Origin of the sequence: Nocardia sp. NPDC127526 (genome assembly GCF_042672265.1) — a bacterium.
Lineage (GTDB): Bacteria > Actinomycetota > Actinomycetes > Mycobacteriales > Mycobacteriaceae > Nocardia.
The window spans coordinates 7322-24948 of record NZ_JBHXVO010000026.1 but is presented as its reverse complement, the minus strand read 5'-3'; the positions used below and the strand labels follow the sequence as shown (position 1 = coordinate 24948).

Below are 17627 nucleotides of genomic sequence, written 5' to 3'. Positions count from 1 at the left end.
GGTACAACGTCATTGGATTGGGTGTTCTTTCTCTTTCGGTGTGGAAATCCCCGGAGGGGAAGCTCATCCGGCGATCGCGGGATCGACGTCGAGCAGCGCCGCGACCTCGGTCCACCCGGCTGGGGACACGATGCCGAAGTGCGAGTACGGAAGCCGCCGGACCACCAGCCGCGCCCCCGCCGCCCGCCAGCCGCTCACCTGCGCCTCGGTGCGCGCGGGAGCCGAACCGTCATCGGCGGCATACAAATTCATGGCCCCGCCATACCGCGGGGTCGCCGATTCCCCGACCATCCCGAGCAACTCGGCCGCCGCCGATCGCACGGCCGCCGCGAGTTCCGGTGCGTCCTCGGGCAATTCGGGCAACAGCCGATCCAGCGCCGCCGGATCCCCCAGCGCCCGCCCGGCCTGCTCGACCAGATTGGCCAGCGGATGCGAATCGACCAGCCCCACAAAGGCCACCGACTCCCCCGCCGCCTCCAACTGCGCCGCGATCGCATGCACGACATTCCCGCCCAGCGAATACCCGAGCAGGTGATACGGCCCCTCCGGCTGAATGCTCCGAATGGTCCCCAGGTAATACCCGGCCAACTCCTCCAGCGACCCCGCCCGGAAGTCATCGCCCCCCAACGCAGGCAACTGCAACCCGACAATCCCCCGATCCGCCCGCAACACCCGCGCCAACGGCCCGAACTGCCACGCGGTCCCGCCGACCGGATGCACACAGAACAACGGCGCGAGCGATCCCGCAGCACGCAGCTCCAGCACATGGTCGAGGCGGCTGCCCATCATGGCCAGCCATTCGGCACGGTCCGCGGCAGCCGCTGCACCAAGTCCGAGGTGCACACTCGCGGCGCCCGAGCCGTGCGTCACACCGGTCGCGGGGCCCGGCCCAGCAGCAGACGCGGCCGGTCCGACGGCAGTTGAGTTCGAAGGCACAGCGCTCTCGCGGCCCATCGACGTGCTGGTCGCGAAATCCGGCACCGCTCCGGCGACGGCATCCGAGCGTGCTCCCGACGCGGCGGCCGCCGCCGAATCCGAACTGGCAGCGCCGGATCGGCCAGCGGCGGTGCCGAGGTCCGATGCAGCGGTCGACGCGAGGCCGGCTGGGGATGTCGCGGAGATCCTTGCCGCCAGTGCGCGCGGGGTGGGCGCGGCGAATACGTCGTCGAGTACCGCCGCTACTCCTGAGCGCCGCAGTCTGCCGATCAGCCGGACCGCGGTGAGCGAATGCCCGCCGGCGGCGAAGAAGTCGTCGTCCGCGCCGATTTCGGGGACCGAGAGCACCGCGGCCATGGCGGCGCGGACGTCAGCGAGCAAACTCGCCTCCGTCATTCCGGCGTGGGTTTGGCCGGAATCCACCATATTCGGTGGTGTGCTGCGCGCCTGGATCCCGGCCAAAAGCACGCCGGGATGACGGGGGGATGCGCCTGCTGCCGGGGTTGTCCCGGGTGCGGGCGCGGGTGCGCTGCCGGGCGCGGGTGCGCTGCCGGGCGCGGGTGCACTGTTATGCCCCGGAGCGGGGAGCGCCTTGCGGTCGATCTTTTCGCTTGCCGTGCGTGGGATGTGGTCGAGTACGACGTAGGCGGCGGGGATCATGTAGGCGGGGAGGAGTTGGGTGAGTGCGGATTGCACTGCGGCGGGGGCGAGTTCGGCTCCGGAGCGGGCGATGAGGTAGGCGACCAGGCGTTGGTCGCCGGGGGTGTCCTCGCGGAGGAGGACGGCGGCTTGGGCTACGCCTTCGCAGGTGAGGAGGGCGGATTCGATGTCGCCGAGTTCGATGCGCTGGCCGCGGAGTTTGACTTGGCTGTCGGCGCGGCCGATGTAGTCGAGTTCGCCTTGGGGGTTCCACTTCACGAGGTCGCCGGTGCGGTACATGCGGTCGCCGTGGCCGTGCGGGTCCGCGACGAACGAGCCTGCGGTCAGGGTGGGCTTGGCCAGGTAGCCGCGGGCCAGTTGGATGCCGGTGAGGTACAGCTCGCCGATCGTTCCCGCTGGGACGGGGCGCAATTGGTCGTCGAGGACGCGGACTCCGGCTCGGGTGGCGGGGCGGCCGATGGGGACGGAGGTCGTGTCGGCGTCGGTGGTGTCGTGGTAGGTGATGCAGACGGCGGCCTCGGTGGGGCCGTAGAGGTTGTTGACGTGGGCGCCGGTGAGGGCGCGGACGCGGTGGGCGGTGGCGGGCGGGAGGGCCTCGCCGCCGGTGATGACGCAGCGCAGGGCGGTGCAGGCGGTGAGGTCGGTTTCCTCGGCCAGGACCGTGAGCATGGAGGTCGTCATCTGGACGGTGGTCACCTGCTCGTCGGCCATGAGCTGGGCCTGGTAGTAGGGGTCCTTGTGGCCGTTCGGGCGGGTGAGGACGATGCGGGCGCCGACCAGCAGGGGAAGGAAAAGTTCGAGCAGGGAGGCGTCGAAGGTGGGCGGGGTCCGGTAGAGGATGGTGTCGCCCGGGCCGAAACTCTGCTGGCGCTGCAGCCATTCGAAGGTGTTCACGATCGATTCGTGGGCGACCGTGACACCCTTCGGCACACCGGTCGAGCCGGAGGTGAACAGCAGGTAGGCGGAATTCGCGGGGCGCAGCGGTGCGATTCGCTCCGCATCGGAGATCTCGGAGTCCGCGAATCCGGTGGTATCCAGCCGGTCGACGGCGACGACGGGGGCGCGGCCGGTGTCGAAGCCATCGGTGGTGGTGCTGAAAACCAGTGCCGGGGCGGCGGTTTCGAGAATGCTGTCGATGCGTTGCGCCGGCTGCTCGGGATCGATCGGGAGGTAGACGCCGCCGGATCGGATGATCGCGTGGGCGGCGATCACCGAATCGGTGCAGCGGTGCATTGCCACCGCGACAACGGTTTCGGGACCGAGGTTCTGTGAGATCAACCAGCGGGCAAGGCGATTCACGCGGGCGTGGAAGTCGCCGTAGTTGATCGTCACGCATTCGGCCGTCACCGCGGGTGTTGTGGGATCGATGGTCGCGCCCCACGTGGCGAGGGTGTCGGCATGGCTTTCGCGCTGACGGGTCGTCTCGGTCACCGCGGCGACGGTGGCGTCCGGATCGGCGATCAGGGCGGCGAGCACCGCCCCCAGTCGGTCCGCCAGTTCGGTGGCCACCGCCTCCGGCACCGCGGCCGGATCGTGGTGCAGCAGCAGATCGAAACGCTCGCCCGGCCGCGCGGTCACCACGATCGGGTAGTGCGTGAGACTGTGGACGAAGACGTCCGCCACCCGCAGTTCATGCGATTCCGGCTGGCGCAGCCCGGATTTCGGGAAGTTCTCGAATACGACCAGGCTGTCGAACAGGTGGCCCAGACCCACGGCCCGCTCGACGGTGGCCAGTCCCAGGTAGCCCTGAGCCTGCATCTCGAACGAGGTGCGCTGGAAATCGACGAGCTGATCCGGCAGCGACCGCCGCGGATCCAGCGGCAGGCGAACCGGAACCGTATTGCTGAACAGGCCCACGGTGGTCTCGACATCCGGCAGATCCGCCGGGCGGCCGGAGATGACCGTGCCGAAGACCACATCGGTGCGGCCGAGATGAGCGGCCAAGACCATGGACCACGCACCCTGCAGCAGGGTGTTCATGGTGAGACCGAAGCGGCGGCCGACCTCCTCCAGAGCTGCGGCGGCATTGTCGGGCAGCGGAACTCGCAACCCGACCGCATGCGAGCGCTGTCCCGGAATGCCGATCAGAGACGGCGCGGGTACTCCGAGCAGGTAGTCGCGCCAGCGGTCGACGGCAGCCTCGGTATCGCGAGCACCGAGCCAAGCCAGATAGTCGCCGTAATAGCCGGGGACAGCCAGCTTTTCGCCTTCCCCGTGGTACAGCGCGAGCGACTCGCGCAGCATGATCGGCACCGACCAGCCGTCCGCCAGCAGATGATGCGCGATCAGCACCAGCCGCTGCGAGGTATCGGTCACGCGAATCAGCAGCACCCGCAGCAGCGGCGGCGCGGCGATATCGAACCGCTCGGCACCGGCCCGCTGTTCCAGCTCCGCCGCGACCCGCTCGGCCTCGTCGACCGCAAGGCCCCGCAAATCCGCTACACGCCAACCCAATCCGGGCGTGCGCGGCACCACCTGCACCGGCTGATCGAACTGCTCGTAGCAGAACGCCGCACCCAGATTCGGATGCCGGGCCAGCATGCGCTGGAACGCGACCTCCAGCCGATCCGGGTCCACGGCACCGGCCAGCTCGAAACGCGCTGTCATGGTGTAGATGTCGTCGTCACCATCACGCAGCGCGTGGTACAGCAGCCCCTCTTGCAGCGGCGAGAGCGGCAGCACATCGGCGACCGGCCCGTACTGCGCCGCCAGCTCGTCAATGCTCCGCTGCGGCAACGCCATAGCGATCCCGCGCTCCGCCTTCGGGGCACCGGTGGCCTCAGCGGAGGTCGCGGCCGCAGCGGCAGTCGCCGCGAGTTCGGCCAGCGGTCGCCGGGTCAGCAGGTCCTGCGGCGACAGGATCAGCCCCTGTTCCCGCAACCGGCTGCTCACGCTGATAGCGGTGATGCTGTCACCGCCGACCCCGAAGAAGTCGTCGTCGATGCTCACCGCGTCATGGCCGAGCGCCACCGCCACCACTGCGCAGACGGACTGCTCGGCGGCAGTCGATGCCGCCCGCCCACCGATCTCCGACGGCGGCTCGGGCAGCGCCGCCCGGTCCAGCTTGCCGTTGACGGTGTGCGGCAGCTCGTCGAGAAAAACGAGCCTCGACGGCACCATGTGATCGGGGACCAGATCGGCCAGCTTCGAACGCAATTCGACCGAATCCAGCGCGGTCCGCCCGGGCGCGAATTCGCCCGCGGAACCCGCGGGCCGACCGGAATCCGAGGCGATGTCCGCGCCCGCCACGACATATCCGATCAAGGTCGGCCGCCCGGCGATTTCCCGGATATCGGCCGCCGCGGCGCGCACCTCGGGCAGCCCGCCCAGCGCGGCCTCCACCTCGCCCAATTCGACGCGATGTCCGCGGATCTTCACCTGATTGTCGACGCGGCCCAGGTACTCATAACCCCGGCCCGGCACCCAGCGCGCACGGTCGCCGGTGCGGTACATGCGCGCCCCGGGCGGGCCGTACGGATCGGCCACGAACCGGTCCGACGTGGCGTCCGGTCGCCCGAGATATCCGCGCGCCAGCTGCGGCCCCGCCAGATACAGCTCTCCGATCCGGCCGTCCGCGACAACCTGCAAACCATTGTCGAGCAGGTAGATTCGCGTCCCGGGCAGCGGCTGCCCGATATGCGGCGTCGCATCCCGCACGACCGCGGTGATCGCGTCGACGGTGGACTCGGTCGGCCCGTACAGATTGACCGCCGCGATCCCCGCCCGCTGAATCCGCTGCCACAATTCCGGCGAGCAGGCGTCACCGCCGAGCGCCAGCAATTGCGGCGCGATATCCGCCAGCCCGTGATCCAGCAGCCCCGCCGCGAAAGCGGGCGTCCCGTCCACGACATCGATCCGGTCCCGCCCGAACGCCGCAACCAACGCGGCAGGATCTCGCCGAATCTCACTGCCGTACACCCGAACACAATGCCCATCGAGCATCCACAACAGCGGATCCAACGCAGCATCGAACGCGAACGACGTCGTATGCGCCACCCGCAACGCCCGCCCGGCCCGCTCCCCCGTCTCGGCATACATCCCAGCCCGATGCGCCGCCACCAACCGCGCCAGCGCCCCGTGATCCACCAGCACGCCCTTGGGCCGCCCGGTAGACCCCGACGTGTAGATCAAATACGCGCCGTGACGCGAATTCACCCGCGCGCCAGCCTCTTCCGGCCGCCGTGAACCGGGGCAGGCCTCCAGCCGCGACTGGAACTCCACGCTGCCGATATCCACCACGCGGTGCCGCTCGCCGCGCCGGCGATCTCCAACCGCATCCGCAGCAGACGCGATATCGCCGGTGCGAGTGCCGGTCCCACCGGCACCGGAACCGACGTCCTTCACGCCCGCCTCGATGCCATTCGCGCCGGTCCGGGCGGCGTATGCGGTGGGGTGGATATCGGCCACACCGGCCGCCGCGTCGCGCGCGCGGTCTCCGGGGTCGAGCGCGCCGAGCCCGGCGCCGGCCGTTTCGGACGGTGATTCGTGCGGGCCGGCGGCGAGGTCCGCTGCCAGCTGTCCGGCGCTCAGCACCAATTCCGGTGCGGCATCGGCGATCATGCCGCGCAGGCGGGGTAGCGGGTGTTCAGGGTCCAGGGGCAAGTAGATGGCGCCTGCCTGCCAGATCGCGAACAGGGCGACTACGAATTCCGCTGAGCGTGGGAGGGCTACGCCGACGACCGAGTCGGGGCGAATTCCATTGGCGCGCAGGTAGTTGGCGAGGCGGTTGACGTGGGAGCCGAATTCGGCGGCGGTCCACTCGATGTCGTCGGAGGCGAGCACGATCGCGCCGGGGTGGTTGGCTACCAGGCGGTCGAACGCCTCGGGAACCAGCTCGACGGCGGTGGTGGGTGCGGGCACCGAACGCGTGGCCAGCAACTGCGTCCGCTCGGCGGGGTCGAGTAGTTCGAGGGCGCCCACGGGGGGCTTGTCGGCGCCGGTAAAGGCGTTGATCACGCGCATCAGGCCGTCGATGCGGCGGCGGACGGTGTCGCCGTCGTTGGTGCGGGCGTCGGATTCAAAGCCGATCAGGACCGTGCCGTCGGGCAGGGGGGTGACGACCACGCCGAGGTCTTCGGGCGGGCCGCCCGCCACATTGCGGAGGACGCCGCGGGAGCCGTCGAAGTCGAGGGAGAAGTCGAAGACCTTGAGGTTCATGCCGACGCCGTGCAGGAGTTCGCCGGCGCCGTAGCCGTGGAAGTCGCGGGCCAGGTCGTCGCCGCTGTAGCGCTGGTGGGCGCGGACTTCGCGCAGGGTCGCGGCGACGCGCGGGGCGAGTTCGCCGAGGCGGTCGTCGGCGCGCACGGTCAGGCGCAGGGGCAGGACGTTCACGGCCATGGAGGGGGTGGACAGGGCGGCGCGGCCGACGCGGCCCATGAGGAGCATGGACAGGACCACGTCGGAGCTGCCGAGTTCGCGGTTGATGAAGGCGGCGTAGCAGGCTACGAGGACATCGGCCCAGGTGACGCCGTAGTTGTCGGCGCATTCCTTCAAGGTGGCGAGGGTGTCGGCGGTCAGGATCGCCTCGCCGCGAATGGTTCGCTCCACCGCACCGCCGACATGCTGTCCGCGTCCGTCCAGGGACGGCCACGGCGTCAGCTGGTCGCGCCAGAACTGGCGGTCCTGTTCGAACTGCTCGCCGGCGCGGTATTCCTGCTCCTCGGCGACGAGGGCGGCAATGGTGCCGAAAGTCTGTTTGGGCGGCTTGGTTCCGCGGCGCATGGAGGTGTAGTGCCCGGCCACGCGGCGGGACAGCAGGGCCGCGCTGTAGCCGTCGACGATCAGGTGGTGGTAGAGCTGCACGCACCACACCTCGGTGTCGCTCAGCCGAATCAGCGTGTAGATGTACAGCTGCCGATCCACCATGGCCTTGCAGTATTCGGCGGCGCGATGCCGTTCCAGGGCCACGGCCTCGTGCGCGAGGGCCAGCGGGTCGGCCGCTGCCCGCAGGTCGATGGTCGGCCGCAGCTCGGCGGCCGCATCGGTGACGAATTGCCGCGGACCGTCGGCGGTTTCCCGGAAGCGCAGCCGCATGTTCTCGGATTCGGCGACGGTCTTGCGGATGGCCTCGGCCAGCAGGTCGATGTCGATGGGCTGGTCGCCGGAGATCTCGAGGACCTCGCCGACCAGGTAGCGGCCGGATTCCGGATCGAATCGCTGAGCGTTCCAGATGCCCAGCTGCGGCCCGGTGAGCGGCAATCCCGCCCCGACCGCCCCGGCCTGGTCGGCTCCCGAGCCGTTCCGATCCACCGGCAACTCCCTTCACCCTCAACGACATTCGGCCCCTCCCTCGGTCCACCCGGGCTCGATGAGTCCAGCGAGGGAGGGGCCAAAATAGGTTAGCCTAAGTTTAATTCCAAGTGGGAACCTTCCTGTTCCGGCCGGTCAAGGCCGGGGTTCAGGCCACCGGCGCGGCATTCTCGGCCAAGGGGATGACCAAGGGCGCGCCGGTCTCCGGATCGTCGATGATCCGGCAGCCCAGCGCGAAGACCTCACGCACCAGATCGGCGGTGACGATCTGCTTGGGCGGACCAGCCGCGATCACCCGCCCGTCCTTCATGGCGATGAGATGGTCGGCATAGCGGAAGGCGTGGTTCAGGTCGTGCAGGACCGCGACCACGGTGCGCCCGGATTCCCGGTTCAGCCGCCGGCACAGATCCAGCAATTGGATCTGATGGGCGATATCCAGATAGGTCGTCGGCTCGTCGAGCAGGATGATCGGGGTGTCCTGGGCGAGCACCATGGCGATCCAAACCCGTTGCCGCTGACCGCCGGACAGCTCGTCCACCAGCCGCGCCGACAGCTCGGTGACGCCGGTGGCGGCCATGGCGGCGGCCACCGCCTCCTCATCGGCCTTGGACCACTGCCGCAGCAGGGTCTGATGCGGGAAGCGCCCGCGCGCCACCAGATCGGCGACGCGAATGCCGTCCGGCGCGGTGGAGGTCTGCGGCAGCAGACCGACCTGGCGCGCGACCTCCTTGGCCGGATACGAGCCGATTGCCTTGTCGTCCAGCAACACCGCCCCCGATTCGGGTGCGAGCAATCGCGCCAGGGCGCGCAGCAGCGTGGATTTCCCGCAGGCGTTCGGTCCGATCACGACCGTGAACTCCCCGTCGGGAACAGCCACCGAGAGCTCATCGCTGATGGTCCGCCCCCGATACCCGAGGCGAACCCGATCCGCCCGCAGCCGTGCGGTTTTCGCGTCCTCGGCGACCGGCTCGGCGACGGGACTGCGCTTTTCGTGCATGAACAGTTTCCTCTAGTTCCTTCGAGCCTCGGCCACCAGCAGATACGCCAGATACAGCCCGCCGATCGAGACGGTGACGACGCCCACCGGCAAGGTGGTGGGCGCGAAGACGCGCTGGGAGATGAAATCGCAGACCACCAGCAGCAGCGCGCCCATGGCCGCGGCCGGGAACAGCGCGGTGGAGGGCGTGCGCGCCAGGCGGCGGCCCAGCTGCGGCGCGGCCAGCGCGACGAAGGCGATGGGTCCCGCCACCGCCGTGGCCGCGGCGGTCAGCGCCACGCTCAGCATGATGAGCAGCAGACGGATTCGGCTCACGTCGAGGCCGAAGGATCGTGCCAGGTCATCACCCAGTTCCAGGGTGCGCAACCGGGGCGCGGCCGGAATCGCGGCCAATCCCAGCGCCGCCAGGATGAGCAGCGCGGGCGCGACCTGCGACCAGGTCACGCCATTGAGCGTGCCCACGCCCCAGGCGGCGGCCGACATGGCCGACTGGAGATCGGCGCGCAGGATCAGCCAGGTATTGATCGAGGCCAGCATGGCGCTCACGCCGATGCCCACGATGATCAGCCGGAAGCCGGTCACATTGTGCCGGAAGGCCAATAGCTGGATGATCAGCGCCGATGCGAGACCGCCGACCAGCGCGCCGAGGGCCGTCGGGAAGGGCCCGCCCCCCATGGTCAGAATGACGATGAGCGCACCGGTGTAGGCGCCGGTGTTGAAGCCGACCATATCCGGGCTGCCGAGCGGATTCCGCGTCACCGATTGCAGGATCGCGCCGCTGACCCCGAGCGCGGCTCCCAGCGCCAGGGCCAGCACCACGCGCGGAAACCGCCACTCCCACACCACGAGCCGGTCGAAGCGCTGATCGCCGAATACGAGCGCGCGCACCACCCGGTCCGGCGGAATGGGGTAGTCCCCGCTGCCGAGCGACAGCACCGCCACGGCCAGCGCCGCCACCAGCAGCACCGCGCACACCACCACGGTCCGCACGCCCACGCGCGCGGTCAGCCCGCGGGTGCGCACCACCAATTGGGTACGCCCGAAATCGATTCCGTTGCTCATGCCGCCGCCCCCGTTCGCGCCCGCCGGGCCAGGTAGATGAGCACCGGTGCGCCGAGGAAGGCGCTCACCAGTCCGGCCGGCACCTCATCGGAGGGAATGAGCACGCGGCCCAGCACATCCGCGCCGATCACCAGGATCGGCGCGAGCACCATCGAATAGGCCACGATCCAGCGCTGATCCGGTCCGACGATCCAGCGGGCGATATGCGGCACCGCCAGGCCCACGAAGGTGATCGGGCCGACCGCCGCGGTGGCGGTGCCGCACAGCAGGGTCAGCGCCGCCGCGGTGAGCAGCCGGGTGCGGCCGACATTGACGCCCAGCGCATGCGCGAGGTCCTCCCCCAGCGCCACCGCATTGAGCGAGCGCGCGGCGATGATCGCGGCGATCAGGCCGATGGCGATGAACGGCGCGGCCCCGGCGATCACGTCGTAGCCGCGGCCGGTCAGCGAGCCCGACTCCCAGTGCCGCCATTCCTCGAAAGCCTTCGCGTTCAACAGGATCAGGCCCTTGGTGAGCCCGGTCAGCACGGCGGTCACGGCGACGCCGGCCAGGGTCAGCCGCACCGGGTCCGCGCCCTGCCTGCCCGCGGTGCCGATCCGGTAGACCACCAGCGAGACCACCGCGGCTCCGGCGAAGCCGAACCACACGTACGAGGTGATCTCGGCCGCACCGAGGAAGGCCACCGCGAGGGTGATGCCGAAGGCCGCTCCGGCATTGATGCCGAGCAGACCCGGATCTGCCAGCGGGTTGCGGGTGAGCCCCTGCATGAGGCATCCGGCCACGCCGAGCGCGATCCCCGCGAGCAGTCCGAGCAGCGTCCGCGGCACCCGGTACTCGATGACGATCAGGTGATCCGGTGATTCACCGGGCCCCCACAATGCGTTCCAGACCTCACCGACCGGAATGGATTTGGTGCCGACGAGCAGGCTGAGCAGCGCGGCGGCCACCAGCGCGGCCACCGCCAATAACCATCCTGACCAGGGCCGGGACCGCGAACGCGGGCTATCCATAGGGTCGTATCTCTCCAGGTGATCCACGCTGCGCCCGGGCCCCGCGACCCCGCGGGCCGGGCCCGTGCGCAACACTTCCAAAACGAAGCTCTTGCGACTTAGGCTTACCTACCCTAACGTGTCCGCTGTCCGGTTCACAGCTGCCGTTCAGCAAAACGTCAGCTGTTTCCAAGCCCCCGCCGGCCGGACGAAGCCGTGTTCGCATGGCCCGCACTGCGATTGACCACCGATGCACCGGGCCGGATGACGCATGTCCTGATGAGGGAACAGAAAGAGGTTCTACCCCCGTGAGATTCACCAAGGCCGCCCTGATCGCCGCCGGTCTCGCCGTCGCCACGACCTTCACCGCTGGTGCGAGCCACGCTGCGCCGCTGGCGGATACCGCCGAGGGTGACGCTATCAACTACACCCTCACCAATAGTGAGACCAACACCATCATCAATACCGACGCCGGTTCCCTGGTGGTCGAGGACGGTGTCTTCAAGGTCAAGGCCGCCAATGGCGCGACCGTCGCCGGCACCGAGCTGAAGTTCCGCGTCGACGAGTTCGAGTTCCCGATCGCCGCCGAGATCTCCGGCCGCACCGCGACGCTGACGCCGCAGTTCGAGATCGACAAGGCCGTCTACAAGCCGGTCGCCCTGCCTTACGAGGACAAGGCTCCCTGGAAGTCCGAGTACGACCGTGAGGTCGCCGCCTGGTCCCGTATGACCAGCACCATCGCCCTGGGCGCTTCCATCGCCACCCTGGTCGGCGGCATCGGCGGCGCGGCCGTCGGCTGCGTCATCGGCGGCATCGCCGGTGCCGCGCTGACCGGGCCTCTGGCGCTCATGTTCGGTGCCGGCCCCCTCGCCGGCTGCCTCATCGGCGCCTCCTCGCTCGGCTTCCTGGGCACCCTGGCGGGCCAGATCTTCGTCACCGCCCCGGTTGCCGTCCTGGCCGCCGCCCAGTACTTCACCACCATCAACTCGCCGATGCCCAACGCGCAGCCGGCCAAGTAAGAGCACCACAGGTCAGGCCCGGCAGCTTGCTGCCGGGCCTGGTTTGCGTTGTGCGGCGGGCCTTCTGGATGGCCCGATCCGCTGACCTCAGCGCAGCGCCGGGTCGGTCACCCGATCACTGCTCCCCGCGGCGGCGAAGGCGCGGTCCTGCAGATCGAGAACCGGATTGCCCGGCTGCACCTCGACATACCCGCGCCAGATGACGCCACCTTGCGGGCACCACACCATGACGTGCGCCTGCCCCGCGGCAATGCCCTCGGCGACAAGGGTTCCCGAGGCCGGAACCGGCAGGCTCTGGGTGTGCCGCTCGGAATCCGGGTCGACGAGGCAGCGATCGGCCGGGTACTCGGTGCCGGCGACCGCGATCTTGATGCGCTCCCGGCCGCCGACCACCTGCACGGACGGCTCGGCCGCGGCCAAGGCCGGATCGGCCAGCAGGAGGGCGCCGGCCGCCACCAGGGTGGAAAGGATTCGAGCAGAGGTCACAAGCCACTCCTACACAGTCGAGGGACATGAATCGGGTTCGAGCAGGATCTCGATCATCGCGCATTCACCCAGCAACCACTATCGGGCGGATGCCCCATTCGTGCCGCTAGTCTCGCAGCGAGGCCAGTATCAGACCGAGTCCGTATTCGAAGCGATCGTCGAACGAGCTGTCACGCAAGTGATCCGCGACACGGGACAATGCCGGGTAGACGCCGGAGGAGAAGTGCTCGGCCATCCGCGCCGTATCGGCGGCCGGGTAGCCCTGTTCTTCCTGGACGAGGCCGATCACGAAATACACGATGGTCCAACAGGTCCACGCCGCGCGCTTGGCATCGAGGCCGCCGTCGAGCAGGGCCGCGACAATGGCATCGGCGACGCGGAGGGTCCCCGGCTCCGGGGTATAGGTGCCCGCGACGACCGCCGCGCCGTCTCGATAGGCGAGCAGGGAGCGCCGGACACGGTGCATGAGCTCTCGCAGCCGGTCGTCCCAGGCATCGGGCAGATTCGAGGTGTCGGTGGCGCCGAGGATCTCGTCCGCCATCAGTTCGAGCAACCGGTTCTTGGTCTTGGCATGCCAGAGGACGGTATTCATGCGCACGCCGAGGCGGTCCGCGATCGCGCGCATGGACACCGCGTCGCGGCCCTTCTCGTTCAGGATCTCCAGGGCAGTCTCGACCACCGACTCCCGAGCCAGTCCCACGCGCGCGGTGCGCACCGGTTGCTTGTTGGTCACTGACCCAGTCTAGGACGGCAGTCCCGCCGCCTCGAGTGCGGCCGCCAGGCCCGACGGGTCGGTGCCGACCCAGGCGAGATAGCCGTCGGGCCTGACCAGGGCCGCGGCCACTCCCGCCCATTCCGGCCTGCCCGACACCGGGAGCACGCGGTGAACAGCCGAATTCGCGAGCGCGGAGACCGAATCGGTGAAATCGAGCACCAGATGACTCCCGCCACGCAGCGCCGAGAACACCGTCGAACCATCCTGGAGCTCGAAATCCGGTGCGCGCGTGCCGGTCAGCGGATGCGCGCCCGGCTCGGCCGGGTAGGCGACCGCCAGCCCGGCGAGCTGCTCGGCCAGCGGACGCGCGAATCCCGGCCTGGTAGCGATCAATTCGGACAGCAGCGCCCGCAACTGCGCGCCTTCCGGCGAGAAGTCGCTCATGACCGCCGTCTGCGCCTGGGTGCTGCGCAACAGCGCGGCCCCCACCGGATGCCGTTCCAGGTGATAGCTGTCCAGCAGCCCATCCGGCGCCCGCCCGTGAATGGTCGCCGCGAGCTTCCACCCCAGGTTCATGGCGTCCTGGATCCCGACATTCATGCCGACCCCGCCGGCGGGGAAGTGCTGATGCGCCGCATCGCCGGCGAGCAGCACCCGCCCCTGCCGGTACCGATCGGCCTGGCGGCTCGCATTCCCGAAGCGGGACAACCAGATCGGGGAATGCATCCCCCAGTCGGCGTCCACGATCTCCCGCACGCGCGCACGCACCTCGTCCAGCGTCAGCTCGCCGGGCCAGTCCGTGCGAATATCCTTCGGCGCCAACCCCACCAGCCGGTAACGCTCGCCGGGCATCGGCGCCACCATGACCATGCCCTCCTGCGTCCAGCGACTGAACGCCGGAACCTGCGGCGGCGCAGTCATTTCCACATCCGCCAGCCAGCCCAGCACACTGGCCGGCGTTCCCGGGTACTCGATCCCGGCAGCCTGCCGCACCGCACTGCGCACCCCATCGCATCCGACGGCCCAGCGCGCGGTCAGATCCGGCCGACCCTCGATCCGAACCGTCACGCCGTCCTCGTGCTGAACGACATCCGAAACCCGTTGCCCCCGGCGGATATCCGCTCCCGCATTACGGGCATGCTCCTCCAGCAACTCCTCGGTCCGCGCCTGCGGCACCACCAGCGTGAACGGATACGGCGTATCCAGCAGCTCGAAATCCAGCCAGTTCTCCAGCATCCCGAAATGCCCGCGCGGAACCCGCCTCCCCTCCGCCAGGAACCGCCCGGCCAGCCCCCGCGAGGCCAGCACCTCGATGGTCCGCGGATGAATCGTGAGCGCCTTCGAATTCGGATCCCGCTCCTCCCGCGCCTCGACCACCACCACCGAAACCCCCGCCAGCCGCAATTCCCCCGCCAGCCACAGCCCCACCGGCCCGGCTCCCGCAATCGCCACATCGAAATCGGCCACGACATCCTCCTTGTTGGTCACTGACCAACAACACTAGGTCGCTGACCAAGAACAGGCAAGAGGCACACAAAGAAACCCCGCGAGCCGAGCGGCTCGCGGGGTTCCGTGCGTTCGGATCCGGCCCGGATCAGACCAGATCGAAGCGGTCCAGGTTGGAGACCTTGGTCCAGGCCTTGACGAAGTCCGCGACGAACTTCTGCTTGTTGTCGTCCTGGGCGTAGACCTCGGCCAGAGCGCGCAACTGGGAGTTGGAGCCGAAGACCAGGTCGACGCGGCTGGCGGTCCACTTGGGCGCGCCGGTGACGCGATCGGTGCCCTCGTAGTTGCCGGACTCGGTCGGCTCCCACTTCGTGCCCATATCGAGCAGATTCACGAAGAAGTCCGTGGTCAGGGCGCCCGGGTTGGTAGTGAAGACGCCCAGCGCGGACTGGCCGTGGTTGGCGCCCAGCACGCGCAGGCCGCCGACCAGGACGGTCATCTCCGGCGCGCTCAGGGTGAGCAGGTTGGCCTTGTCCAGCAGCAGGTACTCGGCGGGCAGGCGGGTGCCCTTGCCGAGGTAGTTGCGGAAGCCGTCGGCGGCGGGCTCGAGTGCGGAGAAGGACTCCACATCGGTCTGCTCCTGGGTGGCGTCGGTGCGGCCCGGGGTGAACGGCACCTCGACATCGAAACCGGCTGCCTTGGCGGCCTTTTCGACGGCGGCGGCGCCACCGAGCACGACCACGTCGGCGAAGGAGATCTTCTTGCCGCCGGTCTGGGCGGAGTTGAAGGACTCCTGCACGCCCTCCAGGACGCGGATGGCCTGGGCGAGCGCATCGGGCTCGTTGGCCTCCCAGCCGGCCTGCGGCTGCAGGCGCAGCCGGCCGCCATTGGCGCCGCCGCGCTTATCGCTGCCGCGGAAGGACGAGGCGGCGGCCCAGGCGGTCGAAACCAGCTGGGCGACGGTCAGACCCGAGGCGAGGATCTGCTCCTTGAGCGCCGCGATGTCGGCGGCGTCGACCAACTCGTGGTCGACGGCGGGAACCGGGTCCTGCCACAGCAGGGTCTCCTCCGGCACCTCGGGGCCGAGGTAGCGGACCTTGGGACCCATATCGCGGTGGGTCAGCTTGTACCAGGCCTTCGAGAACTCCTCGGCCAGCTCCTCCGGGTGCTCGAGCCAGCGCCGGGTGATCTGCTCGTAGATCGGATCGACCCGCATCGACAGGTCGGTGGTCAGCATGGTCGGCAGATGCTTCTTCGACGAGTCGAACGCGTCGGGAATGACCGCCTCGGCGTTCTTGGCCACCCACTGGTGCGCACCGGCGGGCGACTTGGACAGCTCCCACTCGTAGCCGTACAGCGTCTCCAGGAAGGAGTTGTCCCACTTGGTCGGGGTCGGGGTCCAGGTGACCTCGAGACCGGAGGTGATGGCGTCCTTGCCGACGCCGGTGCCGAAGCTGGACTTCCAGCCCAGGCCCTGCTCCTCCAGCGGGGCGGCCTCGGGCTCGGGGCCGACGTGATCGGCCGGGCCGGCGCCGTGGGTCTTGCCGAAGGTGTGGCCGCCGACAATGAGCGCCGCGGTCTCCACATCGTTCATGGCCATGCGGCGGAAGGTCTCGCGAATATCGACCGCCGCCAGCTGCGGATCCGGATTGGCGTTGGGGCCTTCCGGATTCACGTAGATCAGGCCCATCTGCACCGCGGCCAGCGGGTTCTCCAGATCGCGCTGACCGGTGTAGCGCTCATCGCCGAGCCAGGTCTGCTCGGGACCCCAGTACACGTCCTCCTCGGGCTCCCACTGGTCGACGCGGCCGCCGCCGAAGCCGAAGGTCTGGAAGCCCATGTCCTCCAGCGCCACATTGCCGGCGTAGACGATGAGGTCGGCCCAGGACAGCTTGTTGCCGTACTTGGCCTTGACCGGCCACAGCAGGCGGCGGGCCTTGTCCAGGCTGGCATTGTCGGGCCAGCTGTTCAGCGGCGCGAAGCGCTGCATGCCGGCGCCGGCTCCACCGCGGCCGTCATTGATGCGGTAGGTGCCGGCGGCGTGCCAGGCCATGCGGATGAAGAACGGGCCGTAGTGGCCGAAGTCGGCGGGCCACCAGTCCTGCGAGGTGGTCATGACCTCGATGATGTCCTGCTTGACCGCGGCCAGATCGAGGGTCTTGAACGCCGCGGCGTAGTCGAAGTCCGCGCCCAGCGGATTGATGACATCCGGGTTCTTCTGCAGGATCTTCAGGTTCAGCTGGTTGGGCCACCACTCGCGGTTGGCGCTGCCGCCCTCGGTCGGGAACTTGAGCCGACCGGATGTGACGGGGCAACCTGCGGCGGGTTCCGTGTTCGCTTCTCCGATTGGCGGGTGTTCCTGGGACACGGTGATTCCTTTCCGGAGGTGATAATTCGGGCTGCTGTTCAGGAGGGTTGCTGTGCTGCCCGGCAATCCGGGCACAGTCCCCAATAGATGACTTCGGCCTCGTCGAGGGCGAATCCGTTGTCGTCCGAGGCGGTCAGGCAGGGTGCGTCGCCGACGGCGCATTCGACATCGGCGATCACGCCGCAGGAACGGCAGACGACGTGATGGTGGTTGTCGCCGACCCGCGTCTCGTAGCGCGCCACCGACCCCATGGGCTGGATCCGGCGGAGCAGGCCGGCATCGGTGAGGGCTCGCAGGACGTCGTACACCGCCTGGTGGGAGACGGCGCCGAGCGTCTCGCGCACGCGCTGCAAGATGGAGTCGGTATCCGAGTGTGGGTGCTCATGTACTGCGGTCAACACCGCAACCCGCGGAGCCGTCACCCGCAGCGCCGCGCCACGCAGCATGCCCTGAAAATCCGCAGCTGTGGACACGTTCCGAATTATGACTGATTCAAGTCTTCAGCGCAGCTGAATCGGGAAGATATACGATTTCAAACGAGAAGAGGCCGGGCCAGACCAACGTCTGACCCGGCCTCCGGCCGGTATTGGGGAGAGGGGGGCTAAGCCCCCAACCCCCTAGTGGGGGGGGGGGGGGGGGGCGGCCCCGGGCGCCGGCCCCCCCCCCGGCCCGGCGCGCGCCCGGCCCACCCCCAGCGGCG

10 protein-coding genes are annotated in these 17627 nt (G+C 69.2%); 1 reads left to right on the top strand and 9 read right to left on the bottom strand.

All coding sequences use genetic code 11. From position 1 onward, the window contains the following. Window positions 1–63: 63 nt before the first annotated feature. The 4 genes from ACFVIV_RS30475 to ACFVIV_RS30460 form a co-directional block, all read right to left on the bottom strand. Window positions 64–7845, bottom strand: coding sequence for an amino acid adenylation domain-containing protein (locus tag ACFVIV_RS30475; protein ID WP_379202235.1), 7782 nt, complete (start codon window positions 7843–7845; stop codon window positions 64–66). Window positions 7846–7993: 148 nt separating this feature from the next. Continuing rightward, a complete protein-coding gene (locus ACFVIV_RS30470; protein ID WP_379202234.1) occupies window positions 7994–8842 on the bottom strand; it encodes an ABC transporter ATP-binding protein in 849 nt (282 codons plus the stop codon). Window positions 8843–8854: 12 nt separating this feature from the next. Then, window positions 8855–9904 (bottom strand): FecCD family ABC transporter permease, encoded by a 1050-nt coding sequence (locus ACFVIV_RS30465; RefSeq protein ID WP_379202232.1) that lies wholly within the window; start codon window positions 9902–9904, stop codon window positions 8855–8857. Beyond that, window positions 9901–10863, bottom strand: a complete 963-nt coding sequence (locus ACFVIV_RS30460; protein ID WP_379202230.1) for a FecCD family ABC transporter permease — start codon at window positions 10861–10863, stop codon at window positions 9901–9903. The genes ACFVIV_RS30465 and ACFVIV_RS30460 overlap by 4 nt, the downstream gene beginning before the upstream one ends. Before the next feature lie 338 nt (window positions 10864–11201). Between ACFVIV_RS30460 and ACFVIV_RS30455 the strand changes: the two genes are divergently transcribed. Further along, a complete protein-coding gene (locus ACFVIV_RS30455) occupies window positions 11202–11912 on the top strand; it encodes a hypothetical protein (protein ID WP_379202228.1) in 711 nt (236 codons plus the stop codon). An 87-nt stretch (window positions 11913–11999) separates the two neighbouring features. Here ACFVIV_RS30455 and ACFVIV_RS30450 read toward each other — a convergent pair whose 3' ends face one another. The 5 genes from ACFVIV_RS30450 to ACFVIV_RS30430 form a co-directional block, all read right to left on the bottom strand. Then, window positions 12000–12398: a hypothetical protein gene (locus tag ACFVIV_RS30450; RefSeq protein ID WP_379202226.1), complete on the bottom strand. Its 399-nt coding sequence runs from the start codon at window positions 12396–12398 to the stop codon at window positions 12000–12002. A gap of 106 nt (window positions 12399–12504) precedes the next feature. Then, window positions 12505–13131 (bottom strand): TetR/AcrR family transcriptional regulator C-terminal domain-containing protein, encoded by a 627-nt coding sequence (locus ACFVIV_RS30445; protein ID WP_379202224.1) that lies wholly within the window; start codon window positions 13129–13131, stop codon window positions 12505–12507. A gap of 9 nt (window positions 13132–13140) precedes the next feature. Then, window positions 13141–14601, bottom strand: coding sequence for an FAD-dependent monooxygenase (locus ACFVIV_RS30440; protein ID WP_379202222.1), 1461 nt, complete (start codon window positions 14599–14601; stop codon window positions 13141–13143). A 106-nt stretch (window positions 14602–14707) separates the two neighbouring features. Beyond that, window positions 14708–16927: a catalase/peroxidase HPI gene (gene katG / locus ACFVIV_RS30435; protein ID WP_379202220.1), complete on the bottom strand. Its 2220-nt coding sequence runs from the start codon at window positions 16925–16927 to the stop codon at window positions 14708–14710. A gap of 38 nt (window positions 16928–16965) precedes the next feature. Further along, entirely contained in the window at window positions 16966–17400 is a 435-nt protein-coding gene (locus ACFVIV_RS30430; protein WP_379202218.1) for a Fur family transcriptional regulator, read from the bottom strand. Between the last annotated feature and the right edge of the window lie 227 nt (window positions 17401–17627).